The sequence below is a fragment of the Streptomyces sp. NPDC005141 genome (assembly GCF_053599975.1).
Genome location: NZ_JBSFYW010000029.1, coordinates 45,563 through 68,109, shown reverse-complemented (window position 1 = coordinate 68,109; position 22,547 = coordinate 45,563). Strand labels below are relative to the sequence as shown.

Below are 22,547 nucleotides of genomic sequence, written 5' to 3'. Positions count from 1 at the left end.
CACGACCACCAGAAACACCCCTCGACATGGAAGGGCCGGGACTCGCACATGACTTCCACCCACGCCTTCTGGCTCGCCGGCCGCCAGGCCACCGGTGAGACCACGTTCGACGTCACCTCGCCGTGGGACGGCCGGGTCGTCGGTCAGGTCAGCGTGCCCACCGAGGCGCAGGTCGAGGAGGCCGTGGCCGCGGCCCACGCCGTGCGGGACGAGTTCGCCGCCACGCCGGCCCACGTACGCGCCGCCGCCCTCGACCACGTCTCGCGCCGCCTCGCCGAGCGCACCGAGGAGATCGCGCAGCTCATCTCCGCCGAGAACGGCAAGCCGATCAAGTGGGCCCGAGGCGAGGTCGGCCGCGCGGTGTCCGTGTTCCGGTTCGCCGCGGAGGAGGCCCGCCGGTTCAACGGCGGCGAGGCCCAGCGCCTCGACACCGATGCGGGCGGTCAGGGCCGGCTCGCCCTCACGCGCCGCTTCCCCAAGGGTGTCGTGCTCGGTATCGCGCCCTTCAACTTCCCGCTGAACCTGTGCGCCCACAAGGTCGCCCCGGCCATCGCCGCGGGTGCCCCGATCATCCTGAAGCCGGCGCCCGCGACCCCGCTCTCCGGCCTGATCATCGGTGACCTGCTGGCGGAGACCGACCTTCCGGCCGGTTCGTGGAGCATCCTGCCCGTCGCCAACGAGCGGATGCCCGCCCTGGTGCAGGACGAGCGCCTTCCGGTCATCTCCTTCACCGGGTCCGAGACGGTCGGTTACGCGATCATGGACTCGGTGCCGCGCAAGCACTGCACCCTGGAGCTGGGCGGCAACGGCGCGGCCGTCGTCCTCGCCGACTTCACGAGCGACGCGGACCTGGACTGGGCCGCGACCCGGATCGCGACCTTCTCCAACTACCAGGGCGGTCAGTCCTGCATCTCGGTGCAGCGTGTGATCGCGGACGCGTCGGTGTACGAGCGGCTGCTCCCGCGCATCGTCGCCGCCGTCGAGGCGCAGGTCACCGGCGACCCGTCCGACGACACGACGGATGTCGGCCCGCTGGTCAGCGAGGCCGCCGCCCAGCGCGTCGAGTCGTGGGTGGACGAGGCCGTCGAGGCCGGCGCCACGCTGCTCGCGGGCGGCAAGCGGGACGGTGCCTCCTACGCGCCGACCGTGCTCGCCGACGTGCCGGCCGATGTCACGATCTCCTGCGAGGAGGTCTTCGGACCGGTCCTCACCGTGCAGAGGGTGGAGGGCGAGGCCGCCGCCTTCGCCGCCGCCAACAACTCCAAGTACGGCCTGCAGACCGGTGTGTTCACGCACGACCTGCAGACCGCGTTCCGCGCCCACCGCGCGCTGGAGGTGGGCGGTGTCGTGATCGGCGACGTGCCGTCCTACCGTGCCGACCAGATGCCGTACGGCGGTGTGAAGCAGTCCGGTGTCGGCCGCGAGGGCGTCAAGTTCGCGATGGACGACTACACCTACGAGCGTGTGCTGGTGCTGACGGGTATCGCCCTCTGACGGCGGACCTTCCGAAGCCGACGGCCCGAGCCCGCTGTGCGGGGGCTCGGGCCGTCGGCGTACGAGGACACGGCCCCGCACTGGGAAGGCTTCGGCAGTCGGGCCGGACGGAATGCTTCGGCCGGCGGGCCACGGCAAGGCGTCGGCCGTCGGCCGTCGGGACCTGACCGAAAACGGCATGTCTAGTGACAATCGTTTTCAGATAACGTCACCGATGAAGGGGCCCGGCACCGATGCCTTCCGGTGCCGGACCCCTGCGCCGGCTCCTCCGGACCCTCAGCCGGAGAAGCCGACGTGCGCGAGCCGTACGGGGCCGCGCAGTCCGAGGCGGACGTCGTGCACGCCGTCCGCGGTGAACGCGGCGGCGAGGGTGCGGTAGTCGTAGGCCCCCCGCGTCGCGACCGGTGGGAGTTCGGCGACCGGCGGGCCGCCGTCCAGGGAGAGTTCGACGACACCCTCGCCCGCCGCATCGATGGTGATCCGAGTGGCGCCCCCGCCGAAGTCGCAGCCCCGGTAGACGAGTTCGCCCCTGCCACCGCCCACCGGGGTCACCGCGTCGCCCGCCGCCTTCGTGCGGTCGACGATGACGGTGTCCCGCTGCTCGTCGAAGTCGGCGGCGTCCAGGCCGCGTTCGAGGACCGGGCGGGGTGCACCCGGCTCGCCCTCGAGCTCGACGGTCGCGCTGAGCCGGATGTCCTCGCTGGAGGCGCCGACCAGCAGCTCGTACGCGCCCGGCTCAAGGCGGTGACGGCCGTGCGCCACGTCCCAGAACGCGAGCGCCGAGAGAGGGAGTTCGAAGGAGATCGTCGTCGAGGCGCCCGGGGTGAGCCGGAACCTGCGGTGGGCCGCCAGCTCGCGGCGCGGGCGGGGCACGGACGGGGCGACCGCGCGGGTGTAGAGCTGGACGACCTCGTCGGCGGTCACCGCCGAGGTGTTGGTGACGGTGCACGAGACCGTCAACACGTCGGCGTTCCGCCGGACTTGAAGGTCCGCGTAGGCGAACGAGGCGTAGGACAGGCCGTGTCCGAAGGGGAACAGGGGAGTTCCCTCGAAGTAGAGGTAGGTCTGCCGGCCGCCGATCACGTCGTAGTCGAGCAGACCGGGCAGATCGTCGTCCCCGGCGTACCAGGTCTGCGGGAGGCGGCCCGCGGGGGAGACGTCACCGGCGAGGACGCGGGCCAGCGCGGTGCCGGCCGCCTGGCCGCCGTGCGCGGTCCACAGCACGGCGGGCAGCTCGGCGTGGTCGACCGCGTACGGATAGGCGGAGACCAGGGCGAGCGCCGTGTCCGGGTTCGCCGCGCGGGCGGCGCGCAGCAACCGCTCCTGATGGGCGGGCAGCCGCAGCGTCGTACGGTCCTCGGTCTCACGGCCGTTGATGTGCGGGTCGTTGCCCGCGACGACGACGACCACGTCGGCCGAGGCGGCGGCGCGGGCCACCGCGTCCTCGCCGCGCTCGCCGAACTCCAGCTCGAAGATCTCGGCGTTCCCGGGCTCCCCCTCGGCAACCTTCACGCCGTCGGCGGCGACAGAGACGTACCTGCCCGTCCCCAGGTGCTTCAGGAGGTGGCCGTTCTCATGGGATGCGGAGGGTTCCAGGCGAAAGGTCTCCTGGACGACCCAGCCGCCCGGCTGGTCGGCGGAGGCGCGGACGAAGCCGTCGTCGGCGACCGAGAGGAAGCGGCCGTCCGGGGCCCGCAGGGTGAGGACGCCCTCGCCCCAGTCGATCAGCGCCAGTTCGGTGCCGATGGCGTCGGCGGTCAGCGGGGGCAGGTCCGTGCGGCCCGCGAGCAGCGCCGGGTCGAGGGCGCCCTCGGCGCCGTGCGTCCCGTCGGACCCGCCGTCGTCGGCGGGCACCGCGAGATACCCGCCGGACGACGTCCGCAGGCGTACGCGGTCCACGCCCTCGGCGAAGTCCACGCGCTCGGCGCCGAAGCGCTCGTACAGGCCCTCCAGCGGGGTCGAGCGGTGGATCAGTGTGCCGCTGTACCAATCGAGCTTGCACTCGTCGGCGAGCAGGCCGACGACCGCGACGCGGACGCCGGGGCCGAGCGGCAGCAGGCCGTCGTTCTTGAGAAGGACGATCGCCTGCTCCGCGGACTCCCGGGCGAGTGCGCGGTGGGCGGGCGTGTCGAAGTCCTTGGTGTCGGCGTACGGGTCGAGGCGCGGGTCGAACTCGCCCAGCCGGAAGCGCACGGAGAGCTGGCGGCGGACCGCCGCGTCGATGTCCGCCTCGCTCAACAGGCCCCGGGCCAGGGCGCCCCGGACGCGCTCGGCGATCCGCGAGCCGTCCGTGCCGTGGTCGGTGAGGCTGTCGACGCCGGCGAGGACCGCCGCGGCGGTGGCCTCCTCGTGGGTGTCGAAATAGTGCTCGGAGTCGACCAGGTTGGAGGGCGCGCCCGCGTCCGAGCAGACCAGCATCTCCTGGTCGGTCCAGACGCGCAGTTGCTCGCGCAGATACGGCGAGACGTGGTTGGGACGGCCGTTGACCAGGTTGTACGCGGGCATCACGCCGGCGACCGCGCCCGCCTCGACGGTCGCGCGAAAGGCCCGCAGATCGTACTCGTGCAGCACGCGCGGGCGGACGGACGAGGACGAAGTGTCCCTGCTCGTCTCGTTGTTGTGCGCGAGCCAGTGCTTGAGGACCGGCGCCGTGCGCCAATAGGTCGGATGGTCGCCGCGCAGCCCACGGGTGTACGCGGTGGCGATGGCGGAGGTGAGCCCCGGGTCCTCCGAGTAGCCCTCCTCGTTGCGGCCCCACAGCGGGTGGCGCAGCAGATTGACCGTGGGGGACCAGACGTTGAGGCCCACGCGGTCGTCGCGGGCGCGCATCGCGCGGACCTCCGAGGAGACGGCTTCCCCGACCCGGCGCACGAGATCCGCGTTCCAGGTCGCGCCGAGCCCGACAGCCTGCGGGAACACCGTCGCAGGACCCATCCAGGCGACCCCGTGCAGCGCCTCCTGGCCGGTGCGGAAGGCCCGCACGCCGAGCCGCTCGACGGCGGGCGCGAACTGGTGCAGGAACGCGATCCGTTCGTCGAGGGTGAGCCGCGCCAGCAGGTCGTCGATGCGCTTCGCGAACGGCAGGCTCGCGTCACGAAATGGCGGCATGGGTGGCGTCTGTGCGGTCACGTGGTGATCCCTTTGCGATGGAGCGGCGGGGCACTTTCGAAGCGCTTCGATGCTCGATCGAACGAGGGGTGGGTGTCAAGACACCCGGGCGCAAAACTCCGATTCTCGGCGGCGATGTCAAGTCCCAGACGGAGCCGCTCAGTTGCGTGACCCCTCCGAGGAATCTTGGGGTCGACCCTTGTGCACCCCCAGGCGTTCACCTAACCTCGCAGCAACATCGAAGCGCTTCGACTGTCGGGCTTCCCTCCCTGGAGGGCACAGTCCTCCGATGACCGCTTCAGCTCAGCCAGATCCACTCAAGACACCGCAGCCGACGGCTCCACCGCCGGGTGTCCTGCTGTGCGCCATGAAGGGTTGACGCAATGACGCCGAACTCCGCCACCTCCGCCCCCAGCCGGAGAAGCTTCCTCGCCTCCACGGCGGTCGCAGCGGCCGCCGTGGCCGGCGGAATGCCGTTGCTCGCCGCCTGCGGCGGCGGACAGGACGGCAAGAAGGACGGCACCACCTCGGGGAAGGACGCCCAGAAGATCCTTCCGACGTTCGTGGCGTCGAGCGTCGTCACGCCCGACCTTCCGTCGAAGAACGGATCGGCGGCGGGGTTCACCCGCGCGATCGACCTGAACACGCTGAAGACGTCCGTCCCGAAGAAGCTGGGCGCCGGCGGCGACCTGAAGATCATGTCGCCGTTCTGGGGCAGCCCGCCGTCCAACGACAACGCGTACTACACGGCCATGAACGAGGCCATCGGCGTCAAGGTGACCTGGCAGAACCAGGACGGCAACACCTACGACGAGAAGCTGGGCGCGATCCTCGCCTCCAGCGACATCCCGGACGTGGTGGTCGTCCCGGGCTGGAACCTGAACGGCAAGATACCCAGCGCCGTGAACGCCAAGTTCGCCGATCTCGGGCCGTATCTGTCCGGCGACAAGGTCAAGGACTACCCGAACCTCGCGGCCGTACCGACCGACGCATGGCAGCGCTCCATCTTCGGCGGCCGGCTGCGCGCGATCCCGATGCCGGCCTCGTACGTCACGAACATCGCGCCCTTCTACCGCAAGGACATCTTCGCCAAGAAGGGCTTCACCCTGCCCAAGTCGCCCGACGAGTTCCTGTCCTGGGCGAAGGAGGCCACCGACGCCAAGGCCAAGGTGTGGGCCTGCGACGACCTCAAGTGGACGGCGTTCAACATCTACGGCGTCCTCAACGGCAGTGACAAGGCGCTGTGGTGGGACCTCCGGGACGGCAAACTGGTCAACCGGATCGAGACCGACGAGTACCTCGAAGCCCTGGAGTGGACGCGCAAGCTGTACGCGGCAGGCGTCGTCCACCCCGACGCCAAGGCCGTCAAGGGCGACGCGTCCAACCGTTTCACCGCGGGCCAGTCCCTCGTCTTCAACGGCGATCTGTCCTACTGGTACGGCTCGACGGCCGAACAGCGCACCCAGAAGACGGACTTCGAGATGGGCGCGTTCGACATCTTCGGCCCCGACGGCGGCGACCCCACACTCTGGGCGACCCAGCCCGCGGGCATCTTCACCTTCGTCAGCAAGAAGGCGTCCAAGCAGCAGATCAAGGACTTCCTCGCGCTCGCCGACTTCTGCGCGGCGCCGTACGGCACCAAGGAGTACATGCTCACGGTGTACGGCGTCGAGGGCACCGACTACACGCTCAAGGGCGGCCTGCCCACCAAGACCACCAAGGGCACCAACGAGGTCAACGGCGCCTACGACTACACCGGTGACCCGGCCGCCTACCTCGCCCACCCCGATCTGCCGGAGATCGCCAAGCTCCAGGTCGAGTGGCAGCAGCGCATGGGCGCCTTCACCAAGAAGTCCTCCTTCTACGGCCTGACGATCACCGAGCCCAACCGGTGGACCAACCTCGCCAACGACTTCGAGCAGCTGGAGGACGACATCGTCCGTGGCCGCAAGAAGATCGGCGACATGCAGCAGGCCGTCGCGGACTGGAAGCAGAAGGGCGGCGACGACCTGCGCGCCTGGTACAAGAAGCTGCTCGACGACAACGGCTCCGCGGCCAAGTGACCCAGGACTGAGGCAAGGAGAAGGCCGTGTCCAACAGCACGGTGCCTCGGAGCAGGGCCGGGGCGAAGGCGGGCGGGACGAGCCCGGACGGGAGTCCGCCGGACGGGAGTCCGCCGGACGGCGCCACCGGGCGCGCCGCCCGGCGGCGGGCCGGTCGCAGGACCGGACAGGACGCCGGAAGGCCGAGCTTCCGGCTGCGGTTCAGACGCGACCGCACCCTGATCCTGATGACCCTGCCCGCGATCGCGCTGATCCTCGTCTTCACCTACATACCGGTCCTGGGCAATGTCGTCGCCTTCCAGGACTACGACCCCTATCTGAGCGACAACGGGTTCGTCGCGATGTTCGAGAGCCCCTGGGTCGGCCTGGAGAACTTCCAGCGGATCTTCGCGGACTCGGCCTTCTGGCACGCCGTCCAGAACACCTTCGTGCTGTTCTTCCTCCAGCTGGTGCTGTACTTCCCGATCCCGGTGCTGCTCGCGCTGCTCATCAACAGCGTGGTCAGGCCCCGGGTCCGGGCGGTCGCCCAGGCGGTCATGTACCTCCCGCACTTCTTCTCCTGGGTCCTCGTCGTCACCGTCTTCCAGCAGATCTTCGGCGGGGCGGGCATCATCGCGCAGACCCTGCGCCAACACGGGCACCAGGGCATCGACCTGATGACCGACCCGGGGATCTTCAAGTTCCTGGTGACGGCCGAGGGAGTCTGGAAGGACGCGGGCTGGGGCATCATCGTCTTCCTCGCGGCCCTCTCGGCCGTCTCGCCCGACCTGTACGAGGCCGCCGCCATGGACGGGGCCGGGCGATGGCGGCGGATGTGGCACGTCACGCTGCCCGCCCTGCGCCCGGTGATCGCCCTGCTCCTGGTGCTGCGCGTCGGCGACGCGCTCACCGTCGGCTTCGAGCAACTCCTGCTCCAGCGCGACTCGGTGGGCCCCGGAGCCTCCGAAGTCCTCGACACGTACGTGTGGTGGAACGGCATCCGCAACCAGGACTTCGGGTACGCGGCCGCCGCCGGACTCGTCAAGGGTGTCGTCGGCCTGGGGCTCGTCCTGACCGCCAACAAGGTCGCCCACCTCATGGGTGAGCAGGGGGTGTACAAGAAGTGACCGCCGTGACGTACGAACCGCGCGACAGGCCCGGCCGCTGGGCGGCGCCGCCCCGGCCGCCCTGGGAGGAGGAGCCTTCGAAGGCCGGCCTCGCGGGCAAGGGGCTCACTCTCACCCTGGCCGCCTTCGCGATCCTCTTCCCGCTCTGGATCGTCATCGTCACCAGCCTCCAGTCGAAGAAGACCATCGACGCGGCGGGGGGCCTGGTGGTCATCCCCAAGGGCGTTACCTTCGTCGCCTACAAGGAGCTGCTCACCGGCGGGCAGGTACAGCGCGCCGCGCTCGTCAGCGTCGGCGTGACCCTGGTCGGCACCCTGTTCAGCATGGCGGTCTCGGTCCTGTGCGCCTACGGGCTCTCGCGCATCGGCTCGCTCGGCCACCGCTGGCTCCTGATGCTGCTGCTCGCCACGATGTTCTTCGGCGCCGGACTCATCCCCACCTATCTGCTGGTGCAGGCTCTCGGCCTCACCGACTCCTATCTCGCGCTGATCCTCCCCAGCGCGGTCAGCGTCTTCAACATCCTGGTGCTGCGTGCGTTCTTCATGGGCATCTCGCCCGAACTCGTCGACAGCGCACGCATCGACGGCGCCGGCGACTGGCGCATCCTGTGGCAGATCGTGATGCCGCTCTCCCGGGCGGTCCTCGCGGTGATCTCGCTGTTCTACGCGGTCGGCTACTGGAGCGCCTGGTTCAACGCCTCCATCTACCTGACCGACCAGGACATGATGCCGCTGCAGAACGTCATGATCCAGCTGGTGCAGAAGCAGGAGCGTCCCGTCGGACTCGCCACCCAGATCAACACCGGCCAACTGTCGCCGCTCGCGATCCAGATGGCCGTCATGGTGATGGCGCTGCTGCCGGTGGCGGTCCTCTCGCCCTTCGTCCAGCGGCACTTCAAGAAGGGCATGCTCACCGGGGCCGTGAAGGGCTGACCCCGGGACCGTGAAGGACCGCCTCGGGCGGCCTCCCGCACCCCTCGCTCCGCCGCACCCTTCCACTCGCCGCGGCCGACCTGCTCCTGACCGGCGGTCGGCCGCGGTGGTCCACACTCCACTCTCCTCTCGCCGATCGAGGTAGGTCATGCGCACGCCCCGCGGAACCGGTCCCGAGTCCGGGCGGCCGAGTCTGAGCGACGCCACCCGGGGCCGCATCCTCTTCGGGGGCGACTACAACCCCGAGCAGTGGCCCGAGGAGACCTGGCACGAGGACGTACGCCTCATGAAGGAGGCCGGCGTCAACTCCGTCACCCTCGGTGTCTTCTCCTGGGCCAGGCTGGAACCACGCCCGGGAGCACGGGAGTTCGGCTGGCTGGACCGGCTGATGGATCTGATGCACCAGCACGGCATCGGCGTCGTGCTCGCCACCCCCACCTCCTCACCGCCCCCCTGGATGGGCAGGCTGCACCCCGAGACGCTGCCCCGGGACGAGGACGGCCGCACCGAATGGTGGGGCTCCCGGCAGCACTTCTCGCACTCCAGCGCCGTCTACCGCCGTTGTGCCGCGGCCATCACCGAGGACCTGGCCGCCCGCTACGCGAACCATCCCGCTCTCACGATGTGGCACATCAACAACGAGTACTGCACCTTCGACTACGGCGACGAGGCGGCCACCGCCTTCCGGCGCTGGCTCCAGGACCGCTACGGAACTCTCGAAGCGCTCAACACGGCCTGGGGAACGGCCTTCTGGAGCCAGGGCTACGACGACTGGCGCGAGGTGCTGCCGCCGCGCCACGCGCACTACATGAAGAACCCGACCCATGTGCTCGACTTCAAGCGGTTCACCTCCGACATGCTCCTGGAGTGTTACGTCGCCGAGCGGGACATCGTCCGCCGCCACAGCCCGCACACCCCGGTGACCAGCAACTTCATGCCTATGTGGGTCGGCCAGGACGCCTGGCGGTGGGCCGCGGAGGAGGACGTCGTCTCGGTCGACCTCTATCCGGACCCGCGCGACCCCCTCGGCGCGCAGAACGGCGCGCTCGTCCAGGACATGACGCGCTCCCAGGCCTCGGGCGGACCCTGGATGCTCATGGAACAGGCGGCCGGAGCGGTCAACTGGCGCGGCGTGAACCACCCCAAGCCGCGCGGCCTGAACCGGCTGTGGTCGCTCCAGGCCGTGGCGCGCGGCGCCGACGCCGTCTGCTACTTCCAGTGGCGGCAGTCCCGGCAGGGCGCGGAGAAGTTCCACTCGGGGATGATCGGCCACGCGGGGGAGCGGGGCCGTACCTTCCAGGAGATCAAAGAGATCGGCGCCGAACTGGCGCGGATCAGCTCATATGTGGCGGATAGTCATGTCGTTTCGGACATCGCGATCCTGCACGACTGGAACTCCTGGTGGGCGGGGGCACAGGACGGCCGGCTGTCCTCGGAGGCCGACTACACCGAGGTCGTACGGGCCTGGCACCGCGCCCTGTGGGAGGCCCACCTCACCACCGCGTTCGCGCATCCCGGGCACGACCTCTCCGCCTACCGCATGGTCGTCGTGCCCCAGCTGTATCTGCTCACGGACACGGCGGTCGACAACCTCCTCGCCTACGTGCGATCGGGCGGGACGCTCGTCTGCGGCTTCCTCACCGGCGTCGCCGACGAGGACGACCGGGTGCGGCCGGGTGGCATGGACGAGCGGCTGCGCGAGCTGTTCGGCATCCGCACGCTGCACGAGTGGTGGCCGCTGGACGCGGGGGAGACCGCGGCGTGCGACGGCTTCTCGGGCACGCTCTGGTCCGAGGAGATCGAGCCGGACGGGACAGCGGTCGTCGAGACCCGCTACCGGGGCGGTGAGCTGGACGGACTGCCCGCCGTGCTCCGCAAGGGCACCGCCCGGTACCTCTCCACCCTTCCCGAACCGGCGGCCCTGCGCGAACTGCTGGCCGGGGCGGCGGACGGCGCGGGCATCCGGCCGGTGCTCGACGGACTGCCCGACCGAGTAGAGGCCGTACGGCGCGGCGATCTGCTCTTCCTGCTCAACCATGGGCGCGAAGCGGTGACCGTCGAGGTCCCGGGCAGTCACCGCGACCTGCTCGGCGGTGCGTCCTTCACCGGCTCCGTACGACTGGAGCGCCACGGAGCGGTGGTGCTCGCGCCATGAGGGACCGCACGCACGCCGACGGCGCTCCCGGCGCGGGTGCCCGAAGCGAACGAGCCCCCATCGCCGCCACCCGAACGGATGGCGCCCGTACCGACGCACCCGTCCACGGCACCTGGGAACCCCGGCCCGCCGCCCGCTGGGAGGACGCCTTCCTGAGCGGGAACGGCACACACGGCGTCATGATGTTCGGTGATCCGAACGACGATCGGATGATCGTCAACCATCACCGTCTGATCCGTCCGAACGGCAGCGCGGACGCGCGCCCGCCCGAACTCGCCGACCGCCTCACCGACGTACAGGACCGGCTGCTGGCCGGAGACGTGACCGCCGGGGAGGACTTCACCGACGGACGGCCGCTGCTGTGGGTGCAGCCCTTCCACCCCGCCTTTCAGGTGCGGCTGCGCCGCCCGGCCGCGGAGTGGCGCGCCTACCGGCGGGAGGCCGACTTCACCACCGGTGTCGTCCACGCCCTGTGCGACGACCGGCGCAGTGAGGTCTTCGTCTCGCGCGCCGACGACGTGATCGCGCAGTACGTGACCGCCCCCGACCTCACCCTCGACGTGACGCTGGACCACCGGCTGCCGGGCGCGCCCGCCGACCTGGCCGTGGGGCACGGAGCCGTCCTCACCCCCGAGGGCGCCCTGCTCACGCTGCGCGCCCGCTATCCGGGCAGCGACCTGGCGTACACCGGCGTCACGCTCCTCGTCACGGACGGCCGGACCCGTCCCGCCCTCCCCGGTGTACGAGTCCGGGGCGCCCGCTCGATGCTGCTGCTCACCCGGGTGCGCCGGCACCCGGGTGAGCTGGACGTTCTCGCCGAGGTCCGCGCGCTGCGGGAACTGCTGCCCGAGGCCGGCCACGCCGAGGACGACGCCGAGCGCGCCTACGCCCACCTGCTCGCCCGCCACACCGCCCTGCACCGCGCCGCGTACCTCCGTGTCACCCTCGACCTGCGCGCCGATCCGTCCGAACGGGCCCTTCCCGGCTCGGAACTGATCCGGCGCCCGAAGAGCCCCGCCCTCCTGGAACGGCTCTTCGCGGCCGGCCGCCACCACCTGCTCTCCGCGGCCGGCACGCTGCCGCCCCGGCTGACCGGGCTCTGGACCGGCGACTGGGACACCGCCTGGTCCGGGGCGTTCACCACGGACGCCAACCTCAATCTGCAGACCGCGTCGGCCGCCGCGGCCGCCCTCCCCGAGGTCACCGAGGCCCATGCCGCCCTGATCCAGGGCCAGCTGCCGCACTGGCGGGACAACGCCTGGGCGGTCTTCGGCGCACGCGGCGTCGTGGCTCCCGCCCACACCGACGGAGAGTCCGGCCACATCTACCACCTCAGCCGCGCGTACCCGTTGCATGTGTGGACCGCGGGCGCCGACTGGCTGCTCAAACCCCTCGTGGACCACGACGAGACCCGCGGCGAACGTGACCCGCGGCTGGCCGAGGCACTCGCCGAGGCGGCCCGCTTCTACGAGGACTTCCTGACCCGGACCGACGACGACGGCCACCTGGTGATCGTGCCGTCGTACTCCCCGGAGAACCGTCCCGCGAACGCCGGATGGATCACCGTCAACGCCGCCATGGATCTCTCGGCGGCCCGGCACGCCCTGCGCACGGCGGCCGCGTACCACCCGGGGCCCGACGCGGAGCGCTGGCGCGCGCTCGCCGACCGGCTGCCGCCGCACCGGATCAACGCCGAGGGCGCGCTGGCCGAGTGGGCCCGGCCCGGACTCGACGACAGCTACGACCACCGGCACCTCAGCCACCTCTACGGGGTCTGGCCCCTCGACGAGATCAACCCGTACGACACTCCCGAGCTCGCCGCAGCGGCCCATCGCGCCCTCGAACTGCGCGGCGCCGAGAACGACTCGGCGCACGGCCACCTCCACCACGCCCTGGTGGCCGCCCGGCTCGGGGACGCGGAACGCGTGGCGGGCGCCCTCGACAACGTCCTGGCCGGGGACTTCTTCCACGTCTCCCTGATGAGCGGCCACTACCCGAACCGGCACGTCTACAACGCCGACGCCGCCCACACGCTGCCCGCCGTGCTCATCGAGGCGCTGATCCACTCCACGCCGGAGCGTCTCGTCCTGCTCCCCGCGCTCCCGGCCGCCCTCCCGAGCGGCGAACTCCGCGGCATCCGGACGAGGTTCGGCGCGGAGGTCGACCTCACCTGGACTCCCGACGGTGCCACGGCCGTGCTGCGACCGGGCCGCACCTGCCGCATCGATCTGCAGACTTCCGCCGGCGCGCGACCGCTCTCACTGAGCGCCGGAGAAGACCGCGTCCTCACCCTGGGGCCGCGGTGGACCCCCGCACTCCCCCCACCCATGGAAGGGACACCATGGCACTTCGCACACTGAACAGGATCACCAAGGCTCTCGTCGCTCCAGCGCTCGCGCTCGGCGCGACGATCGGCCTCACCGCTGCCCCCGCCCAGGCGGCCGTCTGGTCCTCCTGCGACCAGTGGGGCAACACCACCCTCAACGGGTACACGCTCTACAACAACATCTGGGGCTCCGGCGCGGGCAGCCAGTGCGTCTGGGCCAACTCCGGCACCAACTGGGGAGTCTGGGCCAACCACCCCAACACCGGCGGTATCAAGTCCTACCCCAACTCCAAGAAGTACGTCGGCAAGACGATCTCGGGGCTGTCGTCCCTCACCAGCACCTACAACGTCACCGTCCCGTCCGCCGGCTCGTACAACACGTCCTACGACATCTGGGACACCGACTACGACTACGAGACCATGCTCTGGGTCAACTACAACGGCGCCGTCGGCGCCCTCGGCACCTCGCAGGGCACGCTCACCCTGAACGGCAACACCTGGACCGTCTACAAGGGCAACAACGGCGCGAACGACGTCTTCTCGTTCCTGCGCAGCTCGGACTCCACGTCCGGCACCATCAACATCCTCCCGATCCTGAGGTGGATCGCGAACACCAAGGGCTGGATGTCCAGCGGCGAGACCATCGGCGACGTGCAGTTCGGCTTCGAGATCACCTCGTCCGCCGGCGGCCTCGACTTCGCCACCAACAACCTGACGGTCAGCAGCAGTTGATCACCGCGTGACGGTGCGGCCGGCCCCTTCAGAGGCCGGCCGCATCCGGCTGTTCGGCCACCGGCAGGTGTGCTCCGTCCCGCAGGAAGAGCGGGATCCGGTCCAGCGGCGCGTCGACCGTCACGGACGCGCCCCCTTCGTACGTCTTCCCGGTCCACGCGTCCGTCCAGCGCGCGCCCGCCGGGAGGTATGCCGTCCGGGCCGTCGCGCCCGCGGTCAGGACCGGCGCGACGAGCAGGTCCGGGCCGAAGAGATAGGCGTCGTCCACCGACCAGGCCGCCTGGTCGTCCGGGAACTCCAGGAACAGCGGGCGCATCACCGGCAGCCCCTCCTCGTGGGCCTCGCGCATGACGTCCAGCACGTACGGCTTCAGGCGCTCACGCAGCCGCAGGTACTTCTCCATGATCGCGCCGGCCTCCTCGCCGTACGACCAGACCTCGTTCGGGCCGCCGGTCATGTCGGGACCGAGGGGCAGGCCCGGATCGCGGAAGCCGTGCAGCCGCATCAGCGGGGACAGCGCGCCGAACTGGAACCAGCGGACCATGACTTCGCGGTACGCCGGGTCGTCCGGGTCGCCGCCGTGGAAGCCGCCGATGTCGGTGTTCCACCAGGGGATACCGGACAGCGCGGTGTTGAGGCCCGCGGCGATCTGGCGGCGCAGGGTCGCGAAGTCGGTCCCGATGTCACCGGACCACAGGGCGGCCCCGTACCGCTGACTGCCCGCCCAGGCCGAGCGGTTGAGGGAGATGATCTCGGTCTCCCCGGCCGCGGACAGGCCTTCGTGGAAGGTGCGGGCGTTCTCGCGCGGGTAGAGGTTGCCGACCTCCAGACCCGGGCCCGCGTGATAGCGCAGGTTCTCGGAGAAGCCCGGCTTCAGCTCCGGTTCGCAGGCGTCCAGCCAGAAGGCCGAGATGCCGTACGGATCGAGGTAGTTGTCCTTCACCCGCGACCACAGGAAGTCGCGTGCCTCGGGGTTCGTGGCGTCGTAGAAGGCCACCTGGACCGTGGAAGCGACCTGCTTGTCCGGCCAGTCGGCGTGCGCCATCGGTCCGTACTCGGTGCCGATGAAGTAGCCCCGCTGCTCCATGAGCTGGTGGTTCTCGGAGAGCGGGGAGACCGACGGCCAGACCGACACGACCAGTTTGATGCCGAGTCCGGCGAGTTCGGCCTGCAGGGCGGCCGGGTCGGGCCACTCGGCCGGGTCGAACTTCCAGTCGCCGAGGTGGGTCCAGTGGAAGAAGTCGCAGACTATGACGGACAGCGGCAGGCCCCGGCGCTTGTACTCCCGTGCCACGTCGAGGAGTTCGTCCTGGGTGCGGTAGCGCAGCTTGCACTGCCAGAATCCGGCCGCCCACTCGGGCAGCATCGGCGTACGACCGGTCGCCGCGCTGTAACGGCGCTGGGCGTCGGCCGGGGTGCCCGCGGTGATCCAGTAGTCGATCTGGCGGGCCGAGTCGGCGACCCAGCGGGTGCCGTTGCCCGCCAGCTCCACCCGCCCGATGGCCGGGCTGTTCCACAGGAGGGTGTAGCCGCGGCTGGAGGTGAGCACCGGAATGGTGACCTCGGCGTTGCGCTGGATCAGGTCCAGGACCGCGCCCTTCTGGTCGAACAGCCCGTGCTGGTGCTGCCCGAGGCCGTACAGCTTCTCGCCGTCGTAGGCGGCGAAGCGCTGCTCCAGGCGGTGGTGGCCGTTGCCGGTCGGGGTGTAAAGCCGCGGGCCGGGCCACCAGAAGTGGGCGCGCTCCTCGGCGAGGAGTTCACCGCCGTCGTCGGTGCGGGTGAAGCGGAGGAGCCCCTCGGCGCTCACCTCGACGGTCAGCGCGCCGACCGTCAACCGGCCCTCGTTGCCGCGGAGTTCGACCGTGCTCTCGGCTGCCTGCCGTTCGTCGATCAGGGCTCCGGGCAGGCATTCGAGCACGGGGCCGCCGAGACGGGCGCGGATCCGGACGGCGTCGGGGCCCCAGGGCTCGATCCGAAGGGTCTCGGTGCGGCCGCTCCACTCCAGCGCGCCGTCCCGCTCACGGAACGTGCCGACGGTCGGGGAGGACTGCGCGAGGCTGACCTGGGGCTGGGTTTCGGCGGGCTGATTCACGTGGTGTGCTCCTGAAGGAGTGCAGACATGAAGGGGTACGGACAGGGAGGGGTGCGGACAGGGAGGTGCCCGGGACGGGGCGCGCGGGTGCGAGGAAGGTGCCCGGGCAGGGGACGCGGTGGTGGGAGGAGGGGTCTGCGGGAGCGCCCTCGAAAGGTTCCGGGTCAGGGGGAGGGGAGGGGGACCGGTCAGGGAGCGGCCGGGGCCGGCCCCGTGCTCGACCGAACGGTCAACTCCGGTGCGATCAGCACGACTTCGTCCTTGCCGTGTCCTTCGAGCTTGGCGATCAGATGCTCGACGGCGTGCCGGCCCATCTCCTGCGCGGGAATGGCGACCGAGGTCAGCCGCACCGAGGCCTGGGTGGCGACCTGGTCCGGGCAGATCGCGATCACCGACACGTCCTCGGGCACGGCACGGCCCTTCTGGCGCAGCAGCGCGAGCAGCGGTTCGACCGCCGACTCGTTCTGGACGACGAAGCCCGTGGTGCCCGGGCGCTCGTCGAGGATGCGGGCGAGGGTGAGGGCCATCGCGTCGTAGCCGCCCTCGCAGGGGCGGTGCAGCACGCGCAGGCCCAGCTCCCGTGAACGGGAACGGAGTCCGTCGAGCGTGCGTTCGGCGAAGCCGGTGTGCCGCTCGTAGACGGCGGGCGCCTCGCCGATGACAGCGATGTCACGGTGGCCGAGCAGTGCGAGATGCTCGGCGCACAGCGCGCCCGTCGCTCCGAAGTCGAGGTCGACGCAGGTCAGGCCCGTGGTGTCGGCGGGGAGGCCGATGAGCACGGACGGCTGGTCCGTCTCGCGCAGCAGCGGCAGCCGCTCGTCGTCGAGTTCGACGTCCATCAGGATCATCGCGTCGGCGAGCCCGCTGCCCGTGACCCGGCGTACCGCGTCGGGCCCCTCCTCGCCGGTGAGCAGCAGGACGTCGTACCCGTGGGTCCTGGCGCTCGTGGCCACCGCGATGGCGATCTCCATCATCACGGGTACGTACATGTCGGTGCGGAGCGGAACCATCAGCGCGATGATGTTGGACCGGCTGCTCGCCAGGGCCCGGGCGCCCGCGTTCGGGTGGTAGCCGAGGTCCTGGATGCTCCGCTCGACCCGCTGCCGGGTCCCCGCGGAGATGGACCGCTTGCCGCTGAGGACATAGCTCACCGTGCTCGCCGAGACTCCGGCGTGCTGGGCGACCTCGGCGAGGGTGACCATCCAGCTCTCCAAGCTTTGTGAAGCGCTTCGACAGTGCGCGTGATGCGGATAGGGCGAGTGAGGGTGGCTCGACACTAGCCCGGTGGAGGAAGCGTGTCCATAGGTTGTCGAAGCGCTTCGACAGCGAAATTCCTGAATGCGGTTCGGCGCCCTCGTGAGCGTGTGTCGGCCCCCCGACCGGCGTACACAGACCGTCCCCCGGAAGGGACCTTTGGCGCAATACCGTCGACGTGCCTGTCCGGGAAGGCGGGGGCCTGGGCCGGGGCCCAGGTGGCTGGGGTCTCGGTCGGCACCCCGGTCGGTGTCCCGGCGGGCGCCCATTGGGCCGAACGCTGCGCGAGGACTGGTGGGGTCACCCGGAATCAGGTAAATACGATCGAGTAGAACCGGTCGGTAACGAACAGCCCCAAGATCCCTATTCGCGGCGAGGTGAGCCTCATGTCCGCAACACCCCACCAGCCCACAGTCACCGAACGCGAAGCCCGGCAGGTCGCCGAGGCTGCGCGGGAACAGGACTGGCAGAAGCCCAGCTTCGCCAAGGAGCTGTTCCTCGGCCGCTTCCGGCTCGACCTGATCCACCCGCACCCACTACCCGCCGACGAGGACACCCAGCGCGGCGAGGAGTTCCTGGCCAAACTGCGTGATTTCTGCGAGACGAAGATCGACTCCGCCCGGATCGAGCGCGAGGCGCTGATTCCGGACGAGACCATCAACGGGCTCAAGGAACTCGGCGCCCTCGGCATGAAGATCGACACCAAGTACGGGGGGCTCGGCCTCACCCAGGTGTACTACAACAAGGCCCTCGCCCTGGTCGGCTCCGTGAACCCGGCGATCGGCGCGCTGCTCTCCGCCCATCAGTCGATCGGCGTACCGCAGCCGCTGAAACTCTTCGGTACCCAGGAGCAGCGGGACACCTTCCTGCCGCGCTGCGCCCGCACCGACATCTCGGCCTTCCTGCTCACCGAACCGGACGTCGGCTCCGACCCGGCGAGGCTCGCCACGACCGCCGTACCCGAGGGCGACGACTACGTCCTCGACGGGGTGAAGCTGTGGACGACCAACGGCGTCGTCGCGGACCTCCTCGTGGTCATGGCCCGCGTTCCGAAGTCCGAGGGCCACAAGGGCGGCATCACGGCCTTCGTGGTGGAAGCCGGCTCGGAGGGAGTGACGGTCGAGCACCGCAACGCGTTCATGGGCCTGCGCGGCCTGGAGAACGGCGTCACCCGCTTCCACCAGGTGCGGGTGCCGGCCGCGAACCGCATCGGACCCGAGGGGGCGGGCCTGAAGATCGCCCTCACCACCCTCAACACCGGCCGCCTCTCGCTGCCCGCCATGTGCGTGGGCGCGGGCAAGTGGTGCCTGAAGATCGCCCGCGAGTGGTCGGCGGCGCGCGAGCAGTGGGGCAAGCCGGTCGCCTTCCACGAGGCCGTCGGCGCCAAGATCTCGTTCATCGCGGCCACCACCTTCGCCCTCGAAGCCGTCCTCGACCTGTCGTCGCAGATGGCCGACGAGAACCGCAACGACATCCGCATCGAGGCCGCCCTCGCCAAGCTGTACGGCTCCGAGATGGCCTGCCTGATGGCCGACGAACTGGTCCAGATCCGCGGCGGCCGCGGATTCGAGACGGCCGCGTCGCTGGCGGCCCGCGGCGAGCGCGCCGTCCCCGCCGAACAGGTCCTGCGCGACCTGCGCATCAACCGCATCTTCGAGGGCTCCACGGAGATCATGCATCTGCTGATCGCCCGGGAGGCCGTCGACGCCCATCTCAAGGTGGCCGGTGACCTCATCGACCCCGACAAGACCCTCTCGGACAAGGCGAAGGCGGGCGCGAACGCCGGTGTCTTCTACGCCAAGTGGCTGCCGAGGCTGGTCGCCGGAGCCGGTCAGCTCCCGCGCTCGTTCAACGAGTTCCACCACGAAGTGGACCTCTCCCCGCACCTGCGGTACGTCGAACGCAGCGCACGCAAGCTGGCCAGGTCCACCTTCTACGCGATGTCGCGCTGGCAGGGCCGCATGGAGACCAAGCAGGGATTCCTGGGCCGGATCGTCGACATCGGTGCCGAGCTCTTCGCGATGAGCGCGGCCTGCGTACGGGCCGAACTCCTGCGCACCACCGGGGAGCACGGCCGCGAGGCCTACCAGCTCGCCGACGCCTTCTGCCGCCAGTCCCGCATCCGCGTCGACGAACTCTTCGGACGCCTGTGGACCAACACCGACGACCTCGACGCCAAGGTGGTCAAGGGCGTTCTGTCGGGCACCTACACCTGGCTGGAGGAAGGTGTCATCGACCCGTCCGGCGAGGGCCCCTGGATCGCCGACGCGACGCCCGGCCCGAGCCAACGGGAAAACGTCCACCGGCCCATTCGCTGACCTTTTCCCCGGTAATGCACAACGGTCCCGTTCGCCCTTCCGCCGCTTGCCGCACCGGAGCCGTGCGTCAACAATGAACGGAACGGCGAACGGGAACGGCAGCTGCGCCGAGGAGTCCCCATGCCAGGAAAAGGTCTCGACGCCATCACCGGCAGGATCATGCGGGCGGGCGAGGGCCGGATGCTGCGCCGCCTCGAACGCGTCGCGGCGCAGGTCGGCTCCCTGGAGGAAGAGTTCGAAGCGCTGGCCGACGAGGAACTCCAGTCGCTCACGCCGGAGTTCAAGCAGCGCTACGCCGCCGGTGAGAGCCTCGACGACCTGCTGCCGGAGGCCTTCGCCGCGATGCGCGAGGCGTCCCGCCGCATCCTCGGCATGCGCCACTTCGACGTACAGATCATGGGCGGAGCCGCGCTCCACCTCGGCAACATCGCCGAGATGCAGACCGGCGAGGGAAAGACCCTCGTCGGCACCCTCCCGGTCTATCTGAACGCCCTCACCGGCCAAGGCGTCCACCTCGTCACGGTCAACGACTACCTGGCCCGGCGCGACGCCGAGTGGATGGGGCGCGCCTACCGCTTCCTGGGACTGACCGTCGGCGTCGTCAGGACGGAGTCGACCCCCGCCGAACGGCGCGCCGAGTACGCCTGCGACATCACCTACGGCACCAACACCGAGTTCGGGTTCGACTACCTCCGCGACAACATGGCCCAGTCGAAGGAGGAACTCGTCCAGCGCGGGCACCACTTCGCGATCGTCGACGAGGCCGACTCGATCCTCATCGACGAGGCGCGCACCCCGCTGATCATCTCCGGTCCGGCCGACCAGCCGACGCACTGGTACGAGGCCTTCGCCGCGTTCGCGCGGCACATGACGGGCGTACGGGTGCAGGAGGAGCAGTTCACCACGCCGTCCGACAAGGACCGCCTCGCCGAACTGCGGACCAGGCACGACTACGAGTACGACCCGAAGAAGCGCACCGTGGCGATCCTGGACCGCGGCATCGAGTACCTCCAGGACCAGCTCGGCATCGACAGCCTCTACGAGGCCGACCACACCCCGCTGATCGGGCACCTCAACAACGCCCTCAAGGCCAAGGAGCACTTCAGGAAGGACAAGGACTACGTCGTCGTGGACGGCGAGGTGCTCATCGTCGACGAGCACACCGGCCGCATCCTCGCCGGCCGCCGCTACAACGAAGGCCTGCACCAGGCCATCGAGGCCAAGGAAGGCGTCACGATCAAGGACGAGAACCAGACCCTCGCCACGATCACCCTGCAGAACTTCTTCCGCCTCTACGACAAGCTCGCCGGCATGACCGGCACCGCCATGACCGAGGCGGCCGAGTTCCACCAGATCTACCAGCTGCACGTCGTGCCGATCCCCACCAACCGGCCCATGGTCCGGCGCGACGACCCCGACCAGATCTACCGCACCGAGGAGGCGAAGTACGCCGCGATCCTCGCCGACATCGCCGAGAAGCACGAGCTCGGCCAGCCGGTCCTGGTCGGCACCACCTCGGTCGAGAAGTCGGAGGTGCTCTCCGCGCGACTCCGGAGGCAAGGGATACGGCACGAGGTCCTCAACGCCAAGAACCACCAGCGCGAGGCACAGATCGTCGCCCAGGCGGGACGCCGGGGCGCCGTCACCGTCGCCACCAACATGGCCGGCCGCGGCACCGACATCATGCTCGGCGGCAACCCGGAGGCCATGGCCCTCGCCGAGACCGGGGAGGACGCGGACCCGGAGGAGAGGCGCGGTGTGCTCGACCGGATCACCACCGCGGTCGAGGCCGAGCACGAAGCGGTCAAGCGACTCGGCGGACTCTACGTGCTGGGCACCGAGCGCCATGAGTCACGGCGCATCGACAACCAGTTGCGCGGCCGCTCGGGCCGGCAGGGCGACCCCGGCGCCTCCCGCTTCTACCTCTCGCTCGAGGACGACCTGATGCGGCTCTTCCGGGCCAACGTCGTCGACCGCGTGATGGCCATGGCGAACGTCCCCGACGACGTACCCATCGAGAACAAGATGGTCACCCGCGCCATCGCCTCCGCCCAGGCACAGGTGGAGCAGCAGCACTTCGAGTCCCGCAAGGACGTCCTGAAGTTCGACGAGGTCCTCAACCGGCAGCGCACGCTCATCTACGCCGAACGCCGCCGCGTCCTCGACGGCGAGGACCTGAGCGCCAAGATCGTCCACTTCATGGAGGACACCGTCCGGGGGTACATCGAGCAGGAGACCGGCGAGGGCTTCGGGGAGGAATGGGACCTGGAGCGGCTGTGGGGCGCGCTCGGGCAGCTGTACCCCGTCGGGATCACCGTCGAGGAGCTGGAGGACCGCGAGGGCGGCCGCGACAACCTGACCACCGAGCTGATCGTCGAGACGGTCACCGACGACGTCCGCGCCCGCTACGAGGAGCGCGAGGCGGAACTCGGCTCCGAGACCCTGCGCGGCCTGGAGCGCCTCGTCGTCCTCTCCGTCCTCGACCGCAAGTGGCGCGAGCACCTCTACGAGATGGACTACCTGCGCGACGGCATCGGCCTGCGCTGGACACTCGGCCGCGAGCCGATCATCGAGTACGAGCGCGAGGGCTTCGACATGTACGGAGCGATGACCGACGCGATCAAGGAGGAGTCCGTCGGCTACGTCTTCAACCTCGACGCCGCGGCCCCGGCCACCGAGACCCTCGAACGCCGCGACCGCACCGGCGGCCTCACCTTCACCGCGCCGACGCTCGACACGGCGGACGGCATGGTCGAAGGCGCGTTCGCCCGAACGGAGGAATCCGCGCCCCCGCCGACCGCCCCCGAACCCACCGCCGGCCCACCCGCCCGGAACCGCGCCCGGCCGCCGCGATCCAGGGCCAGGCGCCGCCGCAAGCGCTGACCTGCGGATCAGTAAGGCGCCCGGCCCCGCCGGAACCCCCGCCGATGCGCACCCGCCCGCCGCCGCCCGAGCGGAGCGTCGACG

Annotated in this window: 12 protein-coding genes; 9 read left to right on the top strand and 3 right to left on the bottom strand. The window is 70.3% G+C overall.

Annotation, left to right across the window (positions count from 1 at the left end; genetic code table 11):
- Positions 1–48 precede the first annotated feature (48 nt).
- Positions 49–1,494, top strand: coding sequence for an aldehyde dehydrogenase family protein (locus ACWD68_RS22890; protein ID WP_451808288.1), 1,446 nt, complete (start codon positions 49–51; stop codon positions 1,492–1,494).
- 276 nt (positions 1,495–1,770) lie between these two features.
- Here the strand turns inward: ACWD68_RS22890 and ACWD68_RS22885 are convergent, their stop codons facing one another.
- A complete protein-coding gene (locus ACWD68_RS22885) occupies positions 1,771–4,623 on the bottom strand; it encodes a glycoside hydrolase family 3 C-terminal domain-containing protein (RefSeq protein WP_451808287.1) in 2,853 nt (950 codons plus the stop codon).
- Between the two features lie 362 nt (positions 4,624–4,985).
- Between ACWD68_RS22885 and ACWD68_RS22880 the strand changes: the two genes are divergently transcribed.
- The 6 genes from ACWD68_RS22880 (at position 4,986) to ACWD68_RS22855 (ending at position 13,916) form a co-directional block, all read left to right on the top strand.
- The gene (locus tag ACWD68_RS22880) at positions 4,986–6,665 is read left to right on the top strand and encodes an extracellular solute-binding protein (protein WP_451808286.1); all 1,680 of its coding nucleotides are present in this window, start codon (positions 4,986–4,988) and stop codon (positions 6,663–6,665) included.
- Between the two features lie 26 nt (positions 6,666–6,691).
- Positions 6,692–7,771 carry an ABC transporter permease gene (locus tag ACWD68_RS22875; protein ID WP_451808285.1) on the top strand — a complete coding sequence of 360 codons (1,080 nt, stop codon included), beginning with the start codon at positions 6,692–6,694 and terminating at the stop codon, positions 7,769–7,771.
- 5 nt (positions 7,772–7,776) lie between these two features.
- Positions 7,777–8,703: a carbohydrate ABC transporter permease gene (locus tag ACWD68_RS22870; RefSeq protein ID WP_451808284.1), complete on the top strand. Its 927-nt coding sequence runs from the start codon at positions 7,777–7,779 to the stop codon at positions 8,701–8,703.
- Positions 8,704–8,851: 148 nt separating this feature from the next.
- Positions 8,852–10,858: a beta-galactosidase gene (locus ACWD68_RS22865; RefSeq protein WP_451808283.1), complete on the top strand. Its 2,007-nt coding sequence runs from the start codon at positions 8,852–8,854 to the stop codon at positions 10,856–10,858.
- Positions 10,855–13,218, top strand: a complete 2,364-nt coding sequence (locus tag ACWD68_RS22860; RefSeq protein ID WP_451808282.1) for a glycosyl hydrolase family 95 catalytic domain-containing protein — start codon at positions 10,855–10,857, stop codon at positions 13,216–13,218. Before ACWD68_RS22865 ends, ACWD68_RS22860 begins: the two co-directional genes overlap by 4 nt.
- Complete coding sequence (locus ACWD68_RS22855) at positions 13,200–13,916, top strand: glycoside hydrolase family 12 protein (RefSeq protein ID WP_451808281.1); 717 nt, start codon at positions 13,200–13,202, stop codon at positions 13,914–13,916. Before ACWD68_RS22860 ends, ACWD68_RS22855 begins: the two co-directional genes overlap by 19 nt.
- A gap of 28 nt (positions 13,917–13,944) precedes the next feature.
- Here ACWD68_RS22855 and ACWD68_RS22850 read toward each other — a convergent pair whose 3' ends face one another.
- Entirely contained in the window at positions 13,945–16,008 is a 2,064-nt protein-coding gene (locus tag ACWD68_RS22850; RefSeq protein WP_451808280.1) for a glycoside hydrolase family 31 protein, read from the bottom strand.
- 188 nt (positions 16,009–16,196) lie between these two features.
- Complete coding sequence (locus ACWD68_RS22845) at positions 16,197–17,210, bottom strand: LacI family DNA-binding transcriptional regulator (protein WP_451808279.1); 1,014 nt, start codon at positions 17,208–17,210, stop codon at positions 16,197–16,199.
- Between the two features lie 438 nt (positions 17,211–17,648).
- On the opposite strand from ACWD68_RS22845, the gene ACWD68_RS22840 reads away from it, so the two are divergent.
- A complete protein-coding gene (locus tag ACWD68_RS22840) occupies positions 17,649–19,580 on the top strand; it encodes an acyl-CoA dehydrogenase family protein (protein ID WP_451808278.1) in 1,932 nt (643 codons plus the stop codon).
- A gap of 120 nt (positions 19,581–19,700) precedes the next feature.
- Positions 19,701–22,463, top strand: coding sequence for a preprotein translocase subunit SecA (gene secA, locus ACWD68_RS22835; RefSeq protein ID WP_451808277.1), 2,763 nt, complete (start codon positions 19,701–19,703; stop codon positions 22,461–22,463).
- The last annotated feature ends 84 nt before the right edge of the window (positions 22,464–22,547 follow it).